Source organism: Nocardioides sp. P4_G4 (genome assembly GCF_056401085.1).
In genome coordinates this window covers 24,962-42,720 of record NZ_JBFUKA010000029.1, presented here as the reverse complement: position 1 = coordinate 42,720, position 17,759 = coordinate 24,962, and the positions used below count along the sequence as shown (strand labels likewise).

Sequence of the window (17,759 nt, the reverse complement as noted above, 5' to 3'; positions counted from 1 at the left end):
TCGCGCAGGCGTCGCCGCCGTCGGTCGCTGCGGCCGCGCCGGCCAGGGCGGCGAGGTCGGCGGCCGACTGCGCCTGACGGTGGGCCACCACGAACGCGGACACCGAGCCCAGCGCCACCCCGACGAACAGCAGCAACCCCGCGGCGCACACCACCAGCAGCGTCGCTGCTCCCCGCTCCGGTGACCCGCGGGATCGCCGCAGCGTGGTCACGGCCCCTCCTCGGCCACCGCCACCGCCGCCGACCGCACCGTGACCCCCGGCAGGAAGTCGAACAGGCCGCCGGGACCCTCGATCCGGGCCGAGGCCTCGGCCCGCACCTCCCCGTCCGCCACCTCCACCACGAGCCGGGCACCCTCGGGGGCGATGCGTCGTCCCACGGCCGTCGCCGCGTCGGTGCCGTCGCCTCGGGCGGCGACCCGGGCGGCCTCCCGTGCCGCGTCGACGACCCGCACCTGGGCGCTGGCCGCGGCCAGCAGCCAGACGAGGCCGACCGTCACGGCCAGCAGCAGCGGGAGGCCGAGCGCGAGCTCGGCGGTCACCGCCCCGCGCTCGGACCCTCGCCTCATCCGATGCCCAGCAGGCCCATGACGTGGTCGAAGAGGGTCTTGAGGAGCTAGTCGCCGAAGCCACCGGTGAGCAGCTGGTAGAGCAGGCCGGCGAAGCCGGCGCCGGCCGCCGTCCCCACCGCATACTCCGCGGTGGTGATCCCGCGCTCCTCGCGCCGTCCGGGTCGAAGCATCTCGCGCATGTCGTTCCTCTCGGTCGGGGCCCGCACCGTGCGTGCCGTCGACGTCGACCCTGAGCGACCGGGCGCGACTGCGGGTGCCGTGCGTCGGCCGCTGTGGAGGAGACGCCCGACGTCCCCGGGTGTGGAGGGCAGGTGGCTCACGGCGTCGGCCCCACGGTCGCCAGCAGGCCGGCCACGGTGGGGACGATGCCGATGAGGATGAAGGCGGGGAGCAGGCACAGGCCGAGGGGAACCGCGGCCTTGACGCCCACCGCCCGGGCCCGGTCCTCCACCGAGGCCAGCGCCTCCTGCTCGAGGTCGTCGGCGAGACGTTCGACGGCATCGGCGACCGAGGTGCCGCTGGCCTCGGCGCGCGCGAGGGTGTGGCCGAGCGGCGCGAGCACGTCGTCGCGGGACAGCACCTCCCAGACGATGGCCGGGGGTGCCCCGACGCGCAGCCGCGCGAGCACGGGGTCGAGCCGGTCCGCCGCCGCGCCGGGACACGCGGCGCACACCGAGGCCAGGGCCGCGGTGGGCGCCGCCCCCGACCGGAGCGTCGCCGCCAGCAGGTCGACGAGGTGGGGCAGGTCGCGTGCCGCCGAGTCGCGCGCCTCACGGACCTCCGCCGACTCCCAGCGGCCCAGCACCACCCAGGCGACGACGRCCGCCGCCGGCCCCGCGACCAGCCCCAGCGGTCCCGTCAGGAAGAGGACCACCGCGCAGCCCGCGAGGCCGCACAGCACGGCTCGCCACCAGGTCGGACGGCCAGTGGACGCGGGAGCCGCGCGGCCACCGGCGGGGGTGGCGGGAGTCCACCGCGGTCGGGGCGGCACGGCCAGGAACGCCACCAGGACGGCCGCGAGCACGGCCAGCGCGGTCACGGGCGATCGACCCCGTCGGCGATGACCTCGATCCACCAGAGGCCGAGCAGCCCGAAGGCCAGCCCGAGCGCGAGACAGCCCCAGCCGACCGGCGTACCGAGCAGGAAGGCCCACGGGTCGCCACCCGCACCCGAGCCCATCCCGAGGGCCACGACGGGCAGCGCCGCCACCAGGCGCGCGGTCGCCCGCGCCGAGGCCAGCTCGGAGGTGACCACCCGCCGGGTCCGGCGGCGCGCCCGGATCCGGGCGGCGACCCGGCCCAGGGCCCCGGCCAGCCCGTGCCCGGAGTGCTGGGAGACCTGCCACGCCGAGGCCACGACCCTCAGCTCGCCCGCCCCCGGCGACTCGGCGAGGCGCCGCAGTGCCGCGGGGACGTCGGAGCCGAGCGCGTGTGCCTCCACGACGGGTGCGAGTCCGGGCCACCGGCCGGCGGCCTGGGCCAGGGCGACGTCGGGAGGACGCCCGGCGGACAGCTCCGCCGCCACCACCTCACACGCCTCGAGGACGTTTCGTGCGGTGGCGTCGGCGATCACACGGGCCCGGCGTCGCCTCCAGATCCGTGAGGCACCGACGCCGGCGAGGGTGGCGACCGCTCCCAGGACGAGCAGTCGGACGGGCACCGTGCCGGCCGTCGCGAGGGAGACCGCCAGGACCAGCAGCACCCGCGTCCGCGGACGCCGCCCCGGCGGCGCCGTCGCGCCCCGGGACGCGGCCGCCGGCTGGAGCGGCGCCGGGCAGGCCAGCCATGCGGCCGACGCGGCCCCGAGGGCCAACACCCACCACAGGGACCCGGTCACAGGGCGATCCGCCGGGAGAGCTCACGCGCGGCCGGGCCGCGTTCGACCCGACCGAGCGCGTCGAAGGCGACTGCGACATCGAGGGCCACCAGTCCGTCGGGGCCACGTCTCGGGACCCCGACCTGGGCCACCCGACGGACTCCGTCGGTCCCGCGGACCACGTGGACCACGACGTCGAGGGCGGCCGCCAGCTGGCTGTGCACCGCCGGCTGCGGCAGGCCCGCCGCGAGGGCGAGTGCCTCGAGACGGGCCGGCACGTCGACGGCGGAGTTGGCGTGCACGGTGCCGCACCCGCCGGCGTGGCCGGTGTTGAGGGCGGCCAGCATCTCCACCACCTCCGCCCCGCGCACCTCGCCGACCACGAGGCGGTCGGGCCGCATCCGCAGTGCCTGGCGGACCAGCGTGCGCAGCGTGATCTCCCCGGCTCCCTCGATGTTGGGCGGGCGCGCCTCGAGACCGATGACGTGTGGATGGGCGGGGCGCAGCTCGCTGGAGTCCTCGACGAGGACCAGGCGCTCCCCCGGATCGACCAACGACAACATCGCCGCCAGCAGAGTCGTCTTGCCGGTGCCGGTGCCGCCGGTGACCAGGAAGGCGGACCGGGCCGCCACGATCGCGGCGAGCAGCTCGGCGCCCTCCTCGGTCACCGCGCGGCCCGCCACGAGGTCGGCCATCGTGAACACCCGGGCCCGCGGGACGCGCAGCGACACGACCGTCCCCGGACGAGCGGTCGGGGCGAGCACCGCGTGGAAGCGGGTGCCGTCGGGAAGGCGCACGTCGGCGTGCGGGGTGGCGTCGTCGAGCCGCCGGCCACCCGTGGCGGCCAGCCGCTGGGCCAGCCGACGGACCGCCGCGTCGTCGGGGAACCGGACGCCGGTGAGCTCGAGACCGTCGCCACAGTCGACCCAGACCTCGTCCGCACCGTTGACCAGCACGTCGGTCACCCCGGTCCGCCTCAGCAGCGGCTCGAGCGGGCCCGCGCCGAGCACGTCGCGGCACAGCTCGTCGTGCACGGCCAGCACCATCGCGTCCCCGACGGGCCGTCCCGCGGACCGCAACGCCTCCGCCACCCGGTGCGGCGAGAGGTCGCCGGGGGTGGAGGCCAGGCGCTCGCGCACCTCGTCGAGCAGACCGGGAGCAATCGTCGGTGGCGTCATGCGGCGGCGTCCAGCACCTCGCGGGCGGCCCGCGCCAACGGGACCCGGTGGTGGCGCAGCGGCCCGAGCCCCAGGTCCAGCGACTCGGCCAGGCCGCGCTGGTCCGGCACCTCGACAGCGACGGGCAGGCCGGTGGCCCGCTCGAGGTCGTCCCAGGAGACGCCCCCGCGGCGCACGGCGAGCGCGGCACCCGGCAGGTGGTCGAGCCGGTGGAGGAGCCGGACGGTCGACGCGATCCCGGCCAGGGTCGCCGGGACCACCACGAGCACGCGGTCGCACCGGGCCACGAGCTCGTCCAGGAGGGTCCCGCCGTGCCGGTCGAGGTCGAGCACCACCAGGTCGTGTCCCCGCTGGGCGGCCGCGACGGCCTCCCGGACGACGGTGGCGTCGGGCTCCACGACCGTGCCCGACGCCCAGGTCAGCACACCGGGACCAGCCGGTGCGCCTCCGGAGCGGGGCACCGCCTCGCGCAGGGCCCGCGCCCCGAGGCGACCCGAGCCCGCGGCGAGCTCACCCCAGCGGACCCCCGCGACCGACTCCAGCCCGAGCATCCGGTCGAGCCCCGGACCCAACGGGTCGGTGTCGACGACCAGGGTGGCCCCGCGCGCGGCCCCGGCCTGCCCCAGGGCGCAGGCGAACGTCGACGCGCCCGCACCGCCGGCACCCCCGATGACGCCCAGGGTCCGCCCGCGCCCGGGCGACTCCTCGGAGTCGGCGAGCAGGTCGACGAGCCACGCCTCGCAGGCGGGCAGCTCTCCCACCGTGCCGGCGCCGAAGGCCAGCGCCGCGCGGAAGACACCGTCGCCCAGCGTCCAGCCCACGACGTGGACCCCGTCGCGCCGGCCCGGGCGGGCGGAGGCCACCTCGTCGACGAGGTCGGCCCCGACGAGCACGAGCGGGGCCGACGACCAGACGGACAGGGCGGCGAGCGGGTCGTCGTACACCTCGGGGCGGACCCCCGCGGCGGCGCTGAGCCGAGCCACCTCGTCGGCGAGGGACCGGTCGCGGGTGAGGAGGAGCGGCTGCATGGGTCGAGGCTCCCCGCGGGGACCCACGACGCGTCGGCACCGCCCGCACGCCTGTGGACGAGCGCCCCTCCCACCGGCCCGGTGGACGCCTGGTGGCTCGCGACGGCTGATGCCCCGCGGACCGCGGCCTACGATGGCCGACATGCCCCGCCCCACTGCGGCCTTCTTCGACCTCGACAAGACGATCATCGCCAAGTCGAGCACCCTGGCCTTCAGCAAGCCCTTCCAGGCGGGCGGGCTGATCAGCAGGCGCGCGATGCTGCGCAGCACCTACGCGCAGTTCGTCTACCTCGTGGGCGGTGCCGACCACGACCAGATGGAGAAGATGCGGGCGTTCATGTCCGCCCTCTGCGCCGGATGGGACGTCGCCACGGTGCGCGAGATCGTGGCCGACACCCTGCACAACGTGGTCGACCCGATCGTCTACGACGAGGCGGTCAGCCTGATCGAGGAGCACCACCGGGCGGGACGCGACGTCGTCATCGTGTCGACCAGCGGCTCGGAGGTCGTGGAGCCCATCGGCGAGATGCTCGGCGCCGACCGGGTGGTGGCGACCCGCATGGAGATCGTCGACGGCAAGTACAGCGGCGAGATCGAGTACTACGCCTACTCCGAGGAGAAGGCACGCGCGATCGAGGACCTCGCCGCCCTCGTCGGCTACGACCTCGAGGGCTCCTACGCCTACAGCGACTCGGTGACCGACGTGCCCATGCTGCGGGCCGTGGGCCACCCGCACGCCGTCAACCCCGACCRCGAGCTGCGCAAGGCCGCGGTGGCCGAGGGATGGCCGGTGCTGGTCTTCGACAAGCCCGTCGCGCTGCGCTCGCGGGTCCCGCTGCCGCCCGCCCGGACCACCCTCGCCGCGCTGGCCGTGGGCGGTGCGATGGCCGCCGGCGGCGTGCTGTGGGTCAACGCCCGCAAGCGCCGGGACGGGGCCTGAGCCCGCACCGATCGGTGTGGAAGTCAAGCCTTGAACGCGGGCCGGGACCGGCGTACAACTGAGACACAACTCCACAAGCAGCACGTGAGCCCAGAACCCACGCGGCGATCTACCCTTCGCACAAGGGCGCGAGTCACCGGCCACGACCGGGACAGCAGTTGATGTTGCACGCTTGGTAGCCCGGCTTCACGTGTCAGCGACGGCACCTGATCTCACGATCAGGTGCCGTTCGCATGTGGTGTGCCCGCCTGCTACTCCGCCGCTCGCCGCAGCGGGGAGGCCTCGGCCCCCGCGGCGTACGCCTCGGTCGCGTAGATCACCCACGCGTGCACGCCGCGCGGTCCCCCGTCGCGGTAGGCACCGAGGTTGGACTCGTACTGCGCGCGCAGGGCGAGGTGCCCGGCCTCCGGCACCACCAGCGACTTCGCGTCCACCCCGCGGGAGACCAGCACGAGGCGCTCGACGGCCCGCGCGACGATGCCGTTGTGGGAGGCGAAGGGCGCGGCCGTGGCCAGGTCGGCGTGCACGACCGCGGCCACCAGCAGGGCCGGGGCGGACGTGTCGGCGAGCAGCAGCTCGGCGACCCCGCGCAGGCGGTCGGCCGAGGCGGCGTCCCGCGGACGGCCCAGCTGCTCGGGGTCCAAGGAGGCCGAGCCGACGACGCTGTGGATCCGGGCGATCGCCTGCAGGGGGGCCGTCTTGAGCAGGGGGGCCAGGGCCAGCAGGGAGGCCGACATCCGCACCGCGTCGGACGCGATCGCGTCGCCGCCGCCCTCGCGCAGCTCGGCCAGCGTGGCCGCGGAGCCCTCGAGCACCGCGGACGCGTGGGCGCCGCGCAGCAGCGACTCGGCGGTCGTCTCCGGCGACGTACGACGCAGTCCCCGGTCGCGGAGCATCACGTCGATGCCGTCACGGACGGCGGCGTACCCGGAGGGCACTCCCTCGAGGTCCACCAGCCAGGCCAAGGGATCGGTCGTCACGGATGAGGACGCTAGTAGCCTGCAGGGGATGAGCGACGAGCAGCCCACCCGCGACGACATGAAGCGCTGGTCCGGATCCTTCGGGGACGTGGCCGAGGCCTACGACCGGGGGCGTCCGTCGTACCCCGTCGAGGCCGTCTCCTGGCTCGTCGGCGGGGAGGCCAAGGTCGTCCTCGAGCTCGGCGCGGGCACCGGCAAGCTCACCCGCGAGCTCGTCGCGCAGGGGCACGCGGTCTACGCCACCGAGCCGGACGCGGCGATGCTCGAGCTCCTTGAGGCGCGGGTCGCCGGCTGCAGCGCCAAGGTCGCCGGCGCGGAGGAGATCCCCGCCAACGACCGGTCGGTCGACGTGGTGGTCGCGGGGCAGGCGTTCCACTGGTTCGACCACGAGGTCGCCCTCCCGGAGATCGCCCGGGTCCTCAAGCCGGGCGGCCACCTCGCCCTCGCCTGGAACTTCTTCGACCAGCGGATCCCGTGGGTGCGGCGTCTCGTCGCGGCGATGGACGAGCAGTCGATGACGTCCTCGTCCCAGCAGCTTCTCGCGGACTCCGACCTCTTCGGGCCGGTCGAGGCGAAGACCTTCGCGCACTGGCAGGACGTCAACCGAGAGACGCTCCTCGACACCGTCGCCTCGCGCTCCTACATCTCCAGCCTCGACGAGGCCGCCCGCGAGGCGCGGCTCGACAAGGTCCGCGCGCTGTACGACGACTACGGCCGCGGGCACGACGGCATGCAGCTGGCCTACCGCACCGAGTGCTACCGCGCGCAGGTCATCGACCGGGCGGAGGGGCCGACCGGCGAACCCGTCGACGACACCTCCCAGGACGGGCCGATCATCTCCGACGGCACCGACACCGACATGCTGCTGATCGACTTCCGGTAGGGGCCGGGGCAGGGGTTCCTGAGTAGTCTCCGGGCATGGTGCGGCCCCGGCTCTGGCGACGGTCCGACAGCGGTCGTACGGCGCTCGGGTCCCAGGCCGACCGGGCGACGTTCCGGGCGCTGCACAACGCCTCGCTGGCCAGCCCGGCCCTGCGCGCAGGACTCACCGCGGACAGCGCGGAGCGCAGCCTCGGCCACCTCCGGGCCCTGCTCGGCACCCCGGCCGCCGCGCTCACCGACGCCAGCGGAGTGCTGGCGTGGGACGGCTCGGGCCAGCACCACGTCGACGACGTGCCGCGGTTCCTGCCCGACCTCGTCGACACCGGGCGTACCCGGGTGGCCGACCTCGCCTGCCAGCGCGCCCGCTGCGAGGTCCGCCAGGTCGTGCTGGCGCCGCTGGTCGTCGAGGAGACGATCGTCGGCGCGCTGACCGTCGGGACGGCGTACGCGACGGGTGGCCTGATCCGGGCCGCCGACGAGGTCGCGCTGTGGGTCTCGGGCCAGCTCGAGCTGGCCCGGCTCGACGACTCCCGCACCCAGCTGATGGAGGCCGAGGTCCGCGCCCTGCGCGCCCAGATCAGCCCGCACTTCATCTACAACTCGCTGGGCGCCATCGCCAGCTTCGTGCGCACCGACCCCGACCGGGCCCGCGAGCTGCTGCTGGAGTTCGCCGACTTCACCCGCTACTCCTTCCGCCGCCACGGCGAGTACACGACACTCGCCGAGGAGCTGCGGTCCGTGGAGCGCTACCTGCTGCTCGAGCAGGCCCGCTTCGGCGACCGCCTCCAGGTGACGCTGCGCATCGCGCCCGAGGTGCTGCCGGTCGCGGTTCCCTTCCTGTGCATCCAGCCGCTGGTCGAGAACGCCGTACGCCACGGGCTCGAGGCGAGCGCCGACAAGGAGGACGGCGTCGGCCGGCTGAGCATCCTGGCCCGCGACCTCGACCAGGAGTGCGTCATCGAGGTCGAGGACGACGGCACCGGGGAGGATCCCGAGCGGGTACGCCGCGCGCTCGCGGGTGACGCCTCGATGGACTCGGTGGGGCTCGGCAACGTCGACGCCCGGCTGCGCAACGCTTACGGCGACGACTACGGGCTCGTCGTGGAGACGGCACCGGGCGCGGGCACCAAGGTGGTCGTGCGGGTGCCGAAGTTCGCGCCGGGGGTGGTCGCGCGGGGGTGAGGGGGTTTCGTGACAGGGCTCCGCCCTTCCTCGACCATCGGAGCGGGTCGCCGACACTAGGCTGCGTGCCCATGAGCCAGAGCGGCCTGCGCATCCTCGTCATCGACGACGAGCGGCCCGCCCTCGACGAGCTGGCCTACCTCCTCGAGCGCGACGACCGCGTCGCCGGCGTGCTCGGCTGCGACTCGGCGACCGAGGCGCTGCGGATGCTGCAGGACCTCGAGGTCGACGCCGTCTTCCTCGACATCCAGATGCCCGGACTCACCGGTCTCGACCTGGCCCAGGTGCTGTCCCGCTTCCGGTCCCCGCCACCGATCGTGTTCGTCACCGCCCACGAGGAGCACGCGGTGTCGGCCTTCGAGCTCGCGGCCGTCGACTACGTCCTGAAGCCGGTGCGCGCCGAACGCCTCGCCGAGGCCGTACGCCGCGTGGTCGACGCGGGCGCCCCCGTCCCCTCGGGCGACGAGCAGATCCCCGTCGAGCGCGGCGGCGTGACCCGCTTCGTCCAGCGCTCCGACATCACGCACGTGGAGGCGCAGGGCGACTACGCCCGGTTGCACACCGGCGAGGGCTCGCACCTGGTGCGCACCCCGCTGTCCACGCTGGCCGAGGAGTGGGCGCCGGCCGGCTTCGTGCGGATCCACCGCTCCCTGCTCGTCTCGCTCCCCCACGTCGAGGAGGTCCGGTCCGAGTCCGGCCGCGTGTCGGTGGTGGTCGCCGGGCAGGAGCTCGCCGTCAGCCGCCGCCACACCCGCGAGCTGCGGGACCTGCTCACCCGGCGCACCCCGTGAGCGACACCGACCGCCCGGTCCGGGTCCGGGTGACCGGTCCCCCGCGGCGGCGTGCGAGCGGCGTACGCCCGACGGCGTCCCGCGAGATCGACGCCGACAGCGACCTCGGCGCGGTCTACATGAGCTCGCTGCTCGGTGAGCAGCTGCGGCTCGCCGCCGGCGTGCTGGCCGCGCTGTTCCTCACCGTCGGACTGCTGCCGCTGGTCTTCCACCTGTTCCCGGACCTCAGCGACCTGCGGCTGCTCGGCGTCCCCGTGCCGTGGCTGCTGCTCGGGCTGCTCGTCCACCCCTGGCTGCTCGTCCTGGGCTGGGTCTACGTACGCCGGGCCGAGGCCAACGAGCGCGACTTCGCCGACCTGGTCGCCGACGACCCGGACACGCGCCCGTGACCAGCGCCCCCGGCATCGTCGCGGTCGTCCTGGTGACCGTGGCGACCCTGGCCATCGGCACCTGGGGACTGCGGTTCTCCCGCACGACCAGCGACTTCTTCGTCGCCTCGAGGTCGGTGCGCCCGGGGCTCAACGCGAGCGCGATCGGCGGCGAGTACCTCTCGGCGGCGTCGTTCCTCGGCATCGCCGGGCTGGTGCTCGTCTTCGGTGCCGACATGCTCTGGTACCCCGTCGGCTGGACGGCCGGCTACCTCGTCCTGCTCGTCCTGGTCGCCGCTCCGCTCCGCCGCTCGGGCGCCTACACGCTGCCCGACTTCGCCGAGGCCCGGCTGGGCTCGCGCCGGGTGCGGTCGCTGTGCTCGGCGCTGGTCGTCGGCATCGGGTGGCTCTACCTGCTCCCCCAGTTCCAGGGGGCCGGGGTCACCCTCGCGGCCACCATCGGCGCCCCGCCGTGGCTCGGAGCGGTCATCGTCGCCGCCGTCGTGCTCATCAACGTCACCTCCGGCGGCATGCGCAGCATCACCTTCGTGCAGGCCTTCCAGTACTGGCTCAAGCTCACCGCGCTGCTCGTCCCTGCCTGCGTGCTATTGGCCGTCTGGGTCGGCGACGGCGCCCCGAACCCCGCCGACGCGGCCGCCCCCGGCGACGCCTTCTGGTCGCTCCCGCTCGGGGACGGCGGCGGGCAGGGGCTCTACGTCACCTACTCGCTCATCGTCGCCACGTTCCTCGGAACCATGGGCCTGCCGCACGTGGTGGTCCGCTTCTACACCAACCCCGACGGCCGGGCTGCGCGCCGTACGACGCTCGTGGTGCTCGGCCTGCTCGGCCTCTTCTACCTGCTCCCGCCGGTGTACGGCGCGCTGGGACGTCTCTATGCGCCCGACCACGCCGCCAGCGCCTCCGACGTGCTGGTGCTCGAGCTGCCGCGGCTGATGGTCCCCGGACTGGGCGGCGAGCTGCTCACCGGCATGGTGACCGCCGGYGCCTTCGCCGCCTTCCTGTCCACCAGCTCCGGACTGACCATCGCGGTCGCCGGGGTGCTCAGCCAGGACGTCGCCAGCCGTCGGCTCAGCGGGATCACCGCGTTCCGGGTGGCCGGCGTCGCCGCGGTGGTCGTGCCGTGCACCGTGGCGATCGCGGCCCCCGACGTCGGCGTCGCCCGCACCGTCGGGCTGGCCTTCGCCGTGGCCGCCTCGACCTTCTGCCCGCTGCTGCTCCTCGGGATCTGGTGGCGCGGGCTGACCGCGGCCGGGGCGGTGGCCGGCCTGCTGGTCGGCGGCATCGGCTCCGGGTGCGCCGTGGGCTGGACGCTGCTGACCAGCGCGACCACCGGCTGGGCCGCGGTGCTGCTGGGCCAGCCCGCCGCGTGGAGCGTGCCCGCTGCGCTCGCCACGATGGTGGTGGTGAGCCGGCTGACCCGGGCGTCGGTGCCCGCCCACGCAGGACGCTTCATGGTGCGGTTGCACACGCCGGAGGCCGTCGAGCTGCAGCGCTGAGGTGCCGCACCGTCGGGTCGGACCCCGCCGGCCCGAACCCCGGCGCGGGCGGGCGGGATCTGACATGCTGTGCGCCCTCCGTCGGGGAAGCGGGGGTCAGCACTACGGGGAGTGGCATGACGTTGTTCATGGTGATCGGGGTGGCGGGTCTCGCCCTGCTGCTGGTCTCGCTCGTCGTGGGCAACCTCTTCGACGGGGCCCTCGACGTCCTGTCCGGTGACGTCTTCTCCAGCGCGGTGATCGGCGCGTTCGTCGCGGCCACGGGATTCGGTGCGGCCGCCGCCCAGGGCGCCGTCGGCACGGCCCTCGCGATCCCGGTCGGCCTGGTCACCGGGACGGCCTTCGCCTGGCTCGCCTGGTGGTTGACCCGGCTGCTGCGCGACGGCAGCAGCGACGCCACCCTCACCACCGACGACACCATCGGCCGCGACGGACGCGTCATCTCCCAGATCCCCGCCGGGGGCCTCGGCGTCGTGGACATCCTCGTCGGCGGTCACACCGTGCGGCTCAACGCCCGCGCCGAGGAGCCGATCGGGCCCGGCACCGCCGTGCACGTCACCAGCGTCCTGTCGCCCACCTCGGTCACCGTCGCCCCGGTGTGGCCCGAGATCAGCTGACCCACCCGCCCGCACACCCACCACACGCCCGCACACGCCCAGGAGAAACCCGTGGAACTGTCCAGCCCCCTCATCGCCCTCGGTGGCCTCGTCCTCGTCGTCATCCTGCTGCTGCTGCTCGTCACGAGCCGCTACAAGGTGGCGGGGCCCAACCAGGCGTACATCGTCACGGGGCGCAAGGGGAAGGCGGTGCTCAACCCCGAGACCGGCGCGCTGAGCCACGACCTGTCGGGACAGAAGGTCATCCTCGGCGGCGGCGTCTTCGTGATCCCGTTCGTCCAGAAGCTCGGCACGCTCGACCTGTCCTCGCGACGCATCTCGGTGCAGATCCGCGGCGCGGTCTCGGGCCAGGGCATCAAGCTCAACGTGGAGGGCGTGGCGATCGTCAAGGTCGGCGGCAACGCCGACCAGATCCGGCTGGCCGCCCAGCGGTTCCTCAGCCAGCAGGAGGAGGTCGAGGCCTTCACGCAGGAGGTGCTCGCCGGTGCGCTGCGCTCCATCGTCGGCGGCCTGACGGTCGAGCAGATCATCCGGGACCGCGCCGCCTTCGCCCAGCGGGTCGCGGACGAGTCCGAGAACTCCCTCACCGGTCAGGGCCTGATCCTCGACACCTTCCAGATCCAGGACGTCACCGACGACGGCACCTACCTCGCCGACCTCGGTCGTCCCGAGGCGGCGCGCATCCAGCAGGCCGCCTCCATCGCCGAGGCCAACGCCCGCCAGGCGGCCGAGCAGGCCCGGATCGCCGCCGAGCAGGAGATCGCCATCTCGACCCGGACCCTCGCCCTCAAGCAGGCCGAGATCAAGGCCGAGACCGACGCCGCCTCGGCCACCGCTGCCGCGTCCGGCCCGCTCGCGCAGGCCGACCGCGACCAGGCGATCCTGCTGGAGCAGGAGAAGGTCGCCGTCCGCCAGGCCGCGCTCACCGAGCGCAACCTGGAGACCGAGGTCCGCAAGCCCGCCGACGCCGCCCGCTACAAGGTCGAGCAGGAGGCCGAGGCCCAGCGCTCGGCCGAGATCGCCGCCGCCGAGGCCCGCAAGGCGGCCACCATCGCCGGCGCCCAGGCCAAGGCCGAGGAGGCCCGGCTCAGCGGTGAGGCCGAGAAGTCCCGTCGTACGGCGCTCGCCGAGGCCGAGGCGATCGAGGGCGCGCGCCGCGGTGAGGCCGAGAAGGCCCGCCGCACCGCGGAGGCCGACGCGACCCGCGCCGAGGGTGAGGCCACCGCGGCCGCGACCCTCGCGGTCGGCCAGGCCGAGGCCGAGGCGATGGACAAGCGCGCCGACGCGTTCGCCCACTACAACGACGCCGCCGTCCTGCAGATGCTGATCGAGGTGCTGCCGCAGATCGCTCGCGAGGTGGCCGCGCCGATGGCCGCCATCGACCAGCTGACCGTGATCTCCGCCGACGGTGCCGGCGCCCTGCCCCGCCAGGTGAACGACAACGTCGTCCAGACCCTCGCGATGCTCAAGACCTCCACCGGCCTGGACCTGGAGGCGCTCATCAAGAAGTCGGTCGGTCAGGCCGCCGGCACGTCCAACGGCACGTCGAACGGGGTCCCGGACCACGGTGCGCTGGCCGACGGGTCGTCCGGCCCGGCCGCGTAGTCGACCGCTCGTCGTACGCAACCGACCGCTCGGCGACGCGCCACCCCCGCCCGCCGACGTACCGACGAGCACCCCTCCCCGTCCGCGCGGCCGCGGTGCGACCGTGACGGCGGTCACACACCGGTGACCCTGCGCGGAAGGAATCACCGTGACACCCGAGACCCACGAACAGGCGGCGCGCCACGACCCGGTCTACGACCGACTGCACGAGACGGCGGAGTTCACCGAGCTGCGCCGTCGCTACCGCGGCTTCGTCTTCCCCGCGACCGTGGCGTTCCTCGCCTGGTACCTGCTGTACGTCGTCATGTCGAGCTGGGCGCCCGACTTCATGGCCACCCAGGTCGTCGGCCACATCAACGTGGCGCTCGTCTTCGGGCTGCTGCAGTTCGTGACCACCTTCGGGCTCGCGTACGTCTACAGCCGCTTCTCCAACGCCAGGCTGGACCCGCTGGCCCGTGACCTCGAACGGTCCTACCGCGAGCAGGTCGGCGCCGACGCGAAGCGGGGCCAGGCATGAACGACCAGGTCCTCACCACCGTCCTGTTCCTCTCGGTCGTCGCGCTGACGATCGGCATCACCTTCTGGGCGAGCCGCCAGACCAAGACCGCCGCGGACTTCTACTCCGGTGGCCGGTCCTTCTCCGGGTTCCAGAACGGCCTCGCCATCGGCGGCGACTACATGTCGGCCGCGTCGTTCCTCGGCATCTCGGGAGCCATCGCGCTCTACGGCTACGACGGCTTCCTCTACTCCATCGGCTTCCTCGTCGCGTGGCTCGTCGCGCTGCTGCTCGTGGCCGAGATGCTGCGCAACGCCGGTCGCTACACGATGGCCGACCAGCTGGCCTTCCGGATGAACCAGCGCAAGGTGCGCACCGCGGCGTCGATCTCGACCGTCGTGGTCTCGATCTTCTACCTGCTGGCCCAGATGGTCGGCGCGGGCACCCTGGTGGCGCTGCTGCTGGGTGTCGACAGCCAGGCGATCAAGAACATCACCATCATCGGCGTCGGCGTGCTGATGATCTTCTACGTCGTCGTCGGCGGCATGAAGGGCACGACGTACGTCCAGATCACCAAGGCCGTCCTGCTGATGCTCGGCTCGGCGCTGATCGTGGTGCTGGTGCTCAAGGAGTTCAGCTTCAACCTCTCCTCCCTCCTCGGGGCGGCGGCGGAGAACTCCGGCCAGGGCGAGGCGTTCCTCCAGCCCGGCCTCCAGTACGGCAGCACCCTGACCTCGCAGATCGACTTCCTGTCGCTCGGCCTGGCCCTCGTGCTCGGCACCGCCGGCCTCCCGCACATCCTGATCCGCTTCTACACCGTCCCGACGGCTCGCGACGCCCGCAAGTCGGTGCTGTGGGCCATCGGCCTGATCGGCGTCTTCTACCTGATGACGCTCGTCCTCGGCTTCGGTGCCGCGGCGCTGCTCTCGCGCGACGTGGTCGACCCGGTGGAGGGCGGCAACCAGAACCTCGCGTCGCCGCTGCTCGCCGAGGCGGTCGGCGGTGGTGAGGGCTCCACGGGCGGGGCGATCCTGCTCGCCCTCATCGCGGCGGTGGCCTTCGCGACCATCCTCGCGGTGGTCGCCGGCCTGACGCTCGCGTCGTCGTCCTCGGTGGCGCACGACCTCTACAAGGGGGTCCTCAAGAAGGACCAGCAGGTCTCCGAGAAGGACGAGGTCCGGGTGGCCCGCATCGCGGCCTTCGTGATCGGCGCGATCGCCATCGTGCTGTCCATCCCGGCACAACGCCTCAACATCGCCTTCCTGGTGGCCCTCGCCTTCGCCGTCGCGGCGTCCGCCAACCTCCCGGCGATCATCTACAACATGTTCTGGCGGCGCTTCAACACCCGCGGCGCCACCTGGAGCATCTACGGCGGGCTCATCTCCGCCGTCGGGCTGGTGCTCCTGTCCCCCGTCATGTCGGGGCTGCCCACCTCGCTGTTCCCCGACTCCGACTGGGCGATCTTCCCGCTCAACAACCCGGGCATCGTGTCGATCCCGCTGGGCTTCCTGCTCGGCTACCTCGGCACCGTCTCGGGCCGGGAGCCGAGCGCCGAGGACCGCTTCACCGAGCTCGAGGTCCGCGCCCTCACCGGGGCCGGTGCCGAGGGGGCCGTGCACCACTGATCCACCACCACTGATGCACCACCACGACGTCCGGACCGGTCCCCGACCTGCACCAGCGCCACCCGGGGGCCGGTCCGGACGTCGCACCATCGACCGACCGACCTCGGCCGAGTAGGTTCGCCGTCATCGGCACCCGCACGACACGACCGCATCGACCAGACGGAGCTCGCATGTCCGACCAGACCACGTCCGACGCCCTCGCCAACCTCGCCACCGAGGACCGCCGCTTCGAGCCCCCGGCCGACCTGGCCGCCGACGCCAACGTCACCGAGGAGGCCTACGAGCGCGCCTCCTCCGACCGCGAGGCCTTCTGGGCCGAGGCCGCCGAGCGGCTCGACTGGGGACAGAAGTGGGACCAGGTCCTCGACTGGAGCAACGCCCCGTTCGCCAAGTGGTTCGTCGGCGGCACCCTCAACGCGTCGGTCAACTGCGTCGACCGGCACGTCGACGCCGGCCACGGCGACCGGGTCGCCATCCACTGGGTCGGCGAGCCCGAGGACGACACCCGCGACCTGACGTACGCCGACCTCAAGGACCAGGTCTCCCGCGCCGCCAACGCGCTCACCGAGCTCGGCGTGAAGAAGGGCGACCGGGTCGCGATCTACATGCCGATGATCCCCGAGGTCGCCATCGCGATGCTGGCCTGCGCACGTCTCGGCGCCCCGCACACCGTGGTCTTCGGCGGCTTCTCCGCCGACGCGCTGGCCACCCGGATCGCCGACTGCCAGGCCGAGGTCGTCGTCACCTCCGACGGCGGCTACCGCCGCGGCGCCCCGAGCGCACTCAAGCCGGCCGTCGACGAGGCCGTCGCCAAGGCGGCCGAGCAGGGCCAGGAGGTGCGCTCGGTCGTCGTCGTGCGTCGTACCGGCCAGGAGGTCGACTGGGACGAGAGCCGCGACGTGTGGTGGCACGACGTCGTCGACGCCGCCTCCCCCGACCACGAGCCGGAGCTGCACGACAGCGAGCACCCGCTCTACGTCATGTACACGTCCGGCACGACGGGCAAGCCCAAGGGCATCCTGCACACGACGGGCGGCTACCTCACCGGCACGTCGTACACGCACTGGTCCGTCTTCGACCTCAAGCCCGAGACGGACGTCTACTGGTGCACCGCCGACGTCGGCTGGGTGACCGGGCACTCCTACATGGTCTACGGACCGCTCGCCAACGGTGCGACGCAGGTGATGTACGAGGGCACGCCCGACTCCCCGCACAAGGGCCGCTGGTGGGAGATCATCGAGAAGTACGGCGTGACGATCTTCTACACCGCACCGACCGCGATCCGGACCTTCATGAAGTGGGGCGACCACATCCCCGCCGAGCACGACCTGTCCTCGATCCGCCTGCTCGGCTCGGTCGGTGAGTCGATCAACCCCGAGGCCTACATCTGGTACCGCAAGCACATCGGGGCCGACAGGACGCCGATCGTGGACACCTGGTGGCAGACCGAGACCGGCCAGATCATGATCAGCCCGCTGCCGGGGGTCACCGCCGGCAAGCCCGGCTCGGCCATGCGGGCGCTGCCCGGCATCAGCGTCGACGTCGTCAACGACGAGGCCCAGTCGGTGCCCGACGGCTCCGGCGGCTACCTCGTGGTCCGGGAGCCGTGGCCGGCCATGCTGCGCACCCTGTGGGGCGACGACCAGCGGTTCAAGGACACCTACTGGTCGCGCTGGGAGGGCCTGTACTTCGCCGGCGACGGCGCCAAGAAGGACGATGACGGCGACATCTGGCTGCTCGGTCGTGTCGACGACGTCATGAACGTCTCGGGCCACCGGCTCTCGACCACCGAGATCGAGTCGGCCCTCGTGTCGCACCCCAAGGTCGCCGAGGCGGCGGTCGTGGGTGCGGCCGACGAGATGACCGGCCAAGCGGTCTGCGCGTTCGTCATCCTGCGCGAGTCGGCGCTCGGCGACGACGGCTCGGCCCCCGAGGACCTGATCGAGGAGCTGCGCAAGCACGTGCAGAAGGAGATCGGCGCGATCGCCAAGCCGCGCCAGATCATGATCGTCCCCGAGCTGCCCAAGACGCGCTCGGGCAAGATCATGCGCCGGCTTCTCAAGGATGTCGCCGAGCACCGCGAGGTGGGCGACGTGACGACGCTCGCCGACTCCACCGTGATGGACCTGATCAAGGGCCAGGAGGGGTCCTCCCCGGAGGACTGA

At 73.5% G+C, this 17,759-nt stretch carries 19 protein-coding genes; 11 read left to right on the top strand and 8 right to left on the bottom strand.

Annotated features, from left to right (window positions below):
- The 7 genes from AC1DQF_RS08895 to ssd form a co-directional block, all read right to left on the bottom strand.
- Positions 1-211, bottom strand: a 211-nt coding sequence (locus tag AC1DQF_RS08895) for a pilus assembly protein TadG-related protein (protein WP_477524859.1), incomplete at its 3' end; no start/stop codon positions are given.
- Positions 208-567, bottom strand: coding sequence for a TadE family type IV pilus minor pilin (locus AC1DQF_RS08890; protein WP_477524858.1), 360 nt, complete (start codon positions 565-567; stop codon positions 208-210). The genes AC1DQF_RS08895 and AC1DQF_RS08890, both read right to left, overlap by 4 nt.
- A 47-nt stretch (positions 568-614) precedes the next feature.
- Positions 615-749 (bottom strand): DUF4244 domain-containing protein, encoded by a 135-nt coding sequence (locus AC1DQF_RS08885; RefSeq protein WP_477524857.1) that lies wholly within the window; start codon positions 747-749, stop codon positions 615-617.
- Positions 750-886: 137 nt separating this feature from the next.
- Positions 887-1,609: a type II secretion system F family protein gene (locus AC1DQF_RS08880; protein WP_477524856.1), complete on the bottom strand. Its 723-nt coding sequence runs from the start codon at positions 1,607-1,609 to the stop codon at positions 887-889.
- Positions 1,606-2,406, bottom strand: a complete 801-nt coding sequence (locus AC1DQF_RS08875) for a type II secretion system F family protein (protein ID WP_477524855.1) — start codon at positions 2,404-2,406, stop codon at positions 1,606-1,608. Before AC1DQF_RS08875 ends, AC1DQF_RS08880 begins: the two co-directional genes overlap by 4 nt.
- Positions 2,403-3,563 carry a TadA family conjugal transfer-associated ATPase gene (locus AC1DQF_RS08870; protein ID WP_477524854.1) on the bottom strand — a complete coding sequence of 387 codons (1,161 nt, stop codon included), beginning with the start codon at positions 3,561-3,563 and terminating at the stop codon, positions 2,403-2,405. Before AC1DQF_RS08870 ends, AC1DQF_RS08875 begins: the two co-directional genes overlap by 4 nt.
- Complete coding sequence (ssd, locus tag AC1DQF_RS08865) at positions 3,560-4,591, bottom strand: septum site-determining protein Ssd (RefSeq protein WP_477524853.1); 1,032 nt, start codon at positions 4,589-4,591, stop codon at positions 3,560-3,562. The genes AC1DQF_RS08870 and ssd overlap by 4 nt, the downstream gene beginning before the upstream one ends.
- A gap of 142 nt (positions 4,592-4,733) precedes the next feature.
- On the opposite strand from ssd, the gene AC1DQF_RS08860 reads away from it, so the two are divergent.
- Positions 4,734-5,531, top strand: a complete 798-nt coding sequence (locus AC1DQF_RS08860; protein ID WP_477524852.1) for an HAD family hydrolase — start codon at positions 4,734-4,736, stop codon at positions 5,529-5,531.
- A gap of 251 nt (positions 5,532-5,782) precedes the next feature.
- Here the strand turns inward: AC1DQF_RS08860 and AC1DQF_RS08855 are convergent, their stop codons facing one another.
- Positions 5,783-6,511 carry a Fic family protein gene (locus AC1DQF_RS08855; protein WP_477524851.1) on the bottom strand — a complete coding sequence of 243 codons (729 nt, stop codon included), beginning with the start codon at positions 6,509-6,511 and terminating at the stop codon, positions 5,783-5,785.
- A gap of 28 nt (positions 6,512-6,539) precedes the next feature.
- Between AC1DQF_RS08855 and AC1DQF_RS08850 the strand changes: the two genes are divergently transcribed.
- The 10 genes from AC1DQF_RS08850 to acs all read left to right on the top strand — a co-directional run bounded on the left by AC1DQF_RS08850 (position 6,540) and on the right by acs (position 17,759).
- Positions 6,540-7,394 carry a class I SAM-dependent methyltransferase gene (locus AC1DQF_RS08850; RefSeq protein WP_477524850.1) on the top strand — a complete coding sequence of 285 codons (855 nt, stop codon included), beginning with the start codon at positions 6,540-6,542 and terminating at the stop codon, positions 7,392-7,394.
- Between the two features lie 35 nt (positions 7,395-7,429).
- Positions 7,430-8,575 (top strand): histidine kinase, encoded by a 1,146-nt coding sequence (locus AC1DQF_RS08845; protein ID WP_477524849.1) that lies wholly within the window; start codon positions 7,430-7,432, stop codon positions 8,573-8,575.
- Between the two features lie 71 nt (positions 8,576-8,646).
- Positions 8,647-9,366 (top strand): LytR/AlgR family response regulator transcription factor, encoded by a 720-nt coding sequence (locus tag AC1DQF_RS08840; protein WP_477524848.1) that lies wholly within the window; start codon positions 8,647-8,649, stop codon positions 9,364-9,366.
- Positions 9,363-9,755 carry a DUF485 domain-containing protein gene (locus AC1DQF_RS08835; protein ID WP_477524847.1) on the top strand — a complete coding sequence of 131 codons (393 nt, stop codon included), beginning with the start codon at positions 9,363-9,365 and terminating at the stop codon, positions 9,753-9,755. Before AC1DQF_RS08840 ends, AC1DQF_RS08835 begins: the two co-directional genes overlap by 4 nt.
- Positions 9,752-11,251 carry a sodium/solute symporter gene (locus AC1DQF_RS08830; RefSeq protein WP_477524846.1) on the top strand — a complete coding sequence of 500 codons (1,500 nt, stop codon included), beginning with the start codon at positions 9,752-9,754 and terminating at the stop codon, positions 11,249-11,251. Before AC1DQF_RS08835 ends, AC1DQF_RS08830 begins: the two co-directional genes overlap by 4 nt.
- A gap of 116 nt (positions 11,252-11,367) precedes the next feature.
- Positions 11,368-11,868, top strand: a complete 501-nt coding sequence (locus AC1DQF_RS08825) for a hypothetical protein (protein WP_477524845.1) — start codon at positions 11,368-11,370, stop codon at positions 11,866-11,868.
- A 51-nt stretch (positions 11,869-11,919) separates the two neighbouring features.
- A complete protein-coding gene (locus AC1DQF_RS08820) occupies positions 11,920-13,473 on the top strand; it encodes a flotillin family protein (RefSeq protein WP_477524844.1) in 1,554 nt (517 codons plus the stop codon).
- 148 nt (positions 13,474-13,621) lie between these two features.
- Positions 13,622-13,990 carry a DUF485 domain-containing protein gene (locus tag AC1DQF_RS08815; protein WP_477524843.1) on the top strand — a complete coding sequence of 123 codons (369 nt, stop codon included), beginning with the start codon at positions 13,622-13,624 and terminating at the stop codon, positions 13,988-13,990.
- A complete protein-coding gene (locus AC1DQF_RS08810) occupies positions 13,987-15,594 on the top strand; it encodes a solute symporter family protein (protein WP_477524842.1) in 1,608 nt (535 codons plus the stop codon). Before AC1DQF_RS08815 ends, AC1DQF_RS08810 begins: the two co-directional genes overlap by 4 nt.
- Before the next feature lie 170 nt (positions 15,595-15,764).
- A complete protein-coding gene (gene acs / locus AC1DQF_RS08805; RefSeq protein ID WP_477524841.1) occupies positions 15,765-17,759 on the top strand; it encodes an acetate--CoA ligase in 1,995 nt (664 codons plus the stop codon).

What these genes read in the sequence shown, in the direction of transcription:
- AC1DQF_RS08890 (WP_477524858.1), bottom strand. Translation starts at nt 567, where the DNA reads ATGAGGCGAGGGTCCGAGCGCGGGGCGGTGACCGCCGAGCTCGCGCTC.
- AC1DQF_RS08885 (WP_477524857.1), bottom strand. Translation starts at nt 749, where the DNA reads ATGCGCGAGATGCTTCGACCCGGACGGCGCGAGGAGCGCGGGATCACC.
- AC1DQF_RS08870 (WP_477524854.1), bottom strand. Translation starts at nt 3,563, where the DNA reads ATGACGCCACCGACGATTGCTCCCGGTCTGCTCGACGAGGTGCGCGAG.
- ssd (WP_477524853.1), bottom strand. Translation starts at nt 4,591, where the DNA reads ATGCAGCCGCTCCTCCTCACCCGCGACCGGTCCCTCGCCGACGAGGTG.
- AC1DQF_RS08850 (WP_477524850.1), top strand. Translation starts at nt 6,540, where the DNA reads ATGAGCGACGAGCAGCCCACCCGCGACGACATGAAGCGCTGGTCCGGA.
- AC1DQF_RS08845 (WP_477524849.1), top strand. Translation starts at nt 7,430, where the DNA reads ATGGTGCGGCCCCGGCTCTGGCGACGGTCCGACAGCGGTCGTACGGCG.
- AC1DQF_RS08840 (WP_477524848.1), top strand. Translation starts at nt 8,647, where the DNA reads ATGAGCCAGAGCGGCCTGCGCATCCTCGTCATCGACGACGAGCGGCCC.
- AC1DQF_RS08825 (WP_477524845.1), top strand. Translation starts at nt 11,368, where the DNA reads ATGACGTTGTTCATGGTGATCGGGGTGGCGGGTCTCGCCCTGCTGCTG.
- AC1DQF_RS08810 (WP_477524842.1), top strand. Translation starts at nt 13,987, where the DNA reads ATGAACGACCAGGTCCTCACCACCGTCCTGTTCCTCTCGGTCGTCGCG.
- acs (WP_477524841.1), top strand. Translation starts at nt 15,765, where the DNA reads ATGTCCGACCAGACCACGTCCGACGCCCTCGCCAACCTCGCCACCGAG.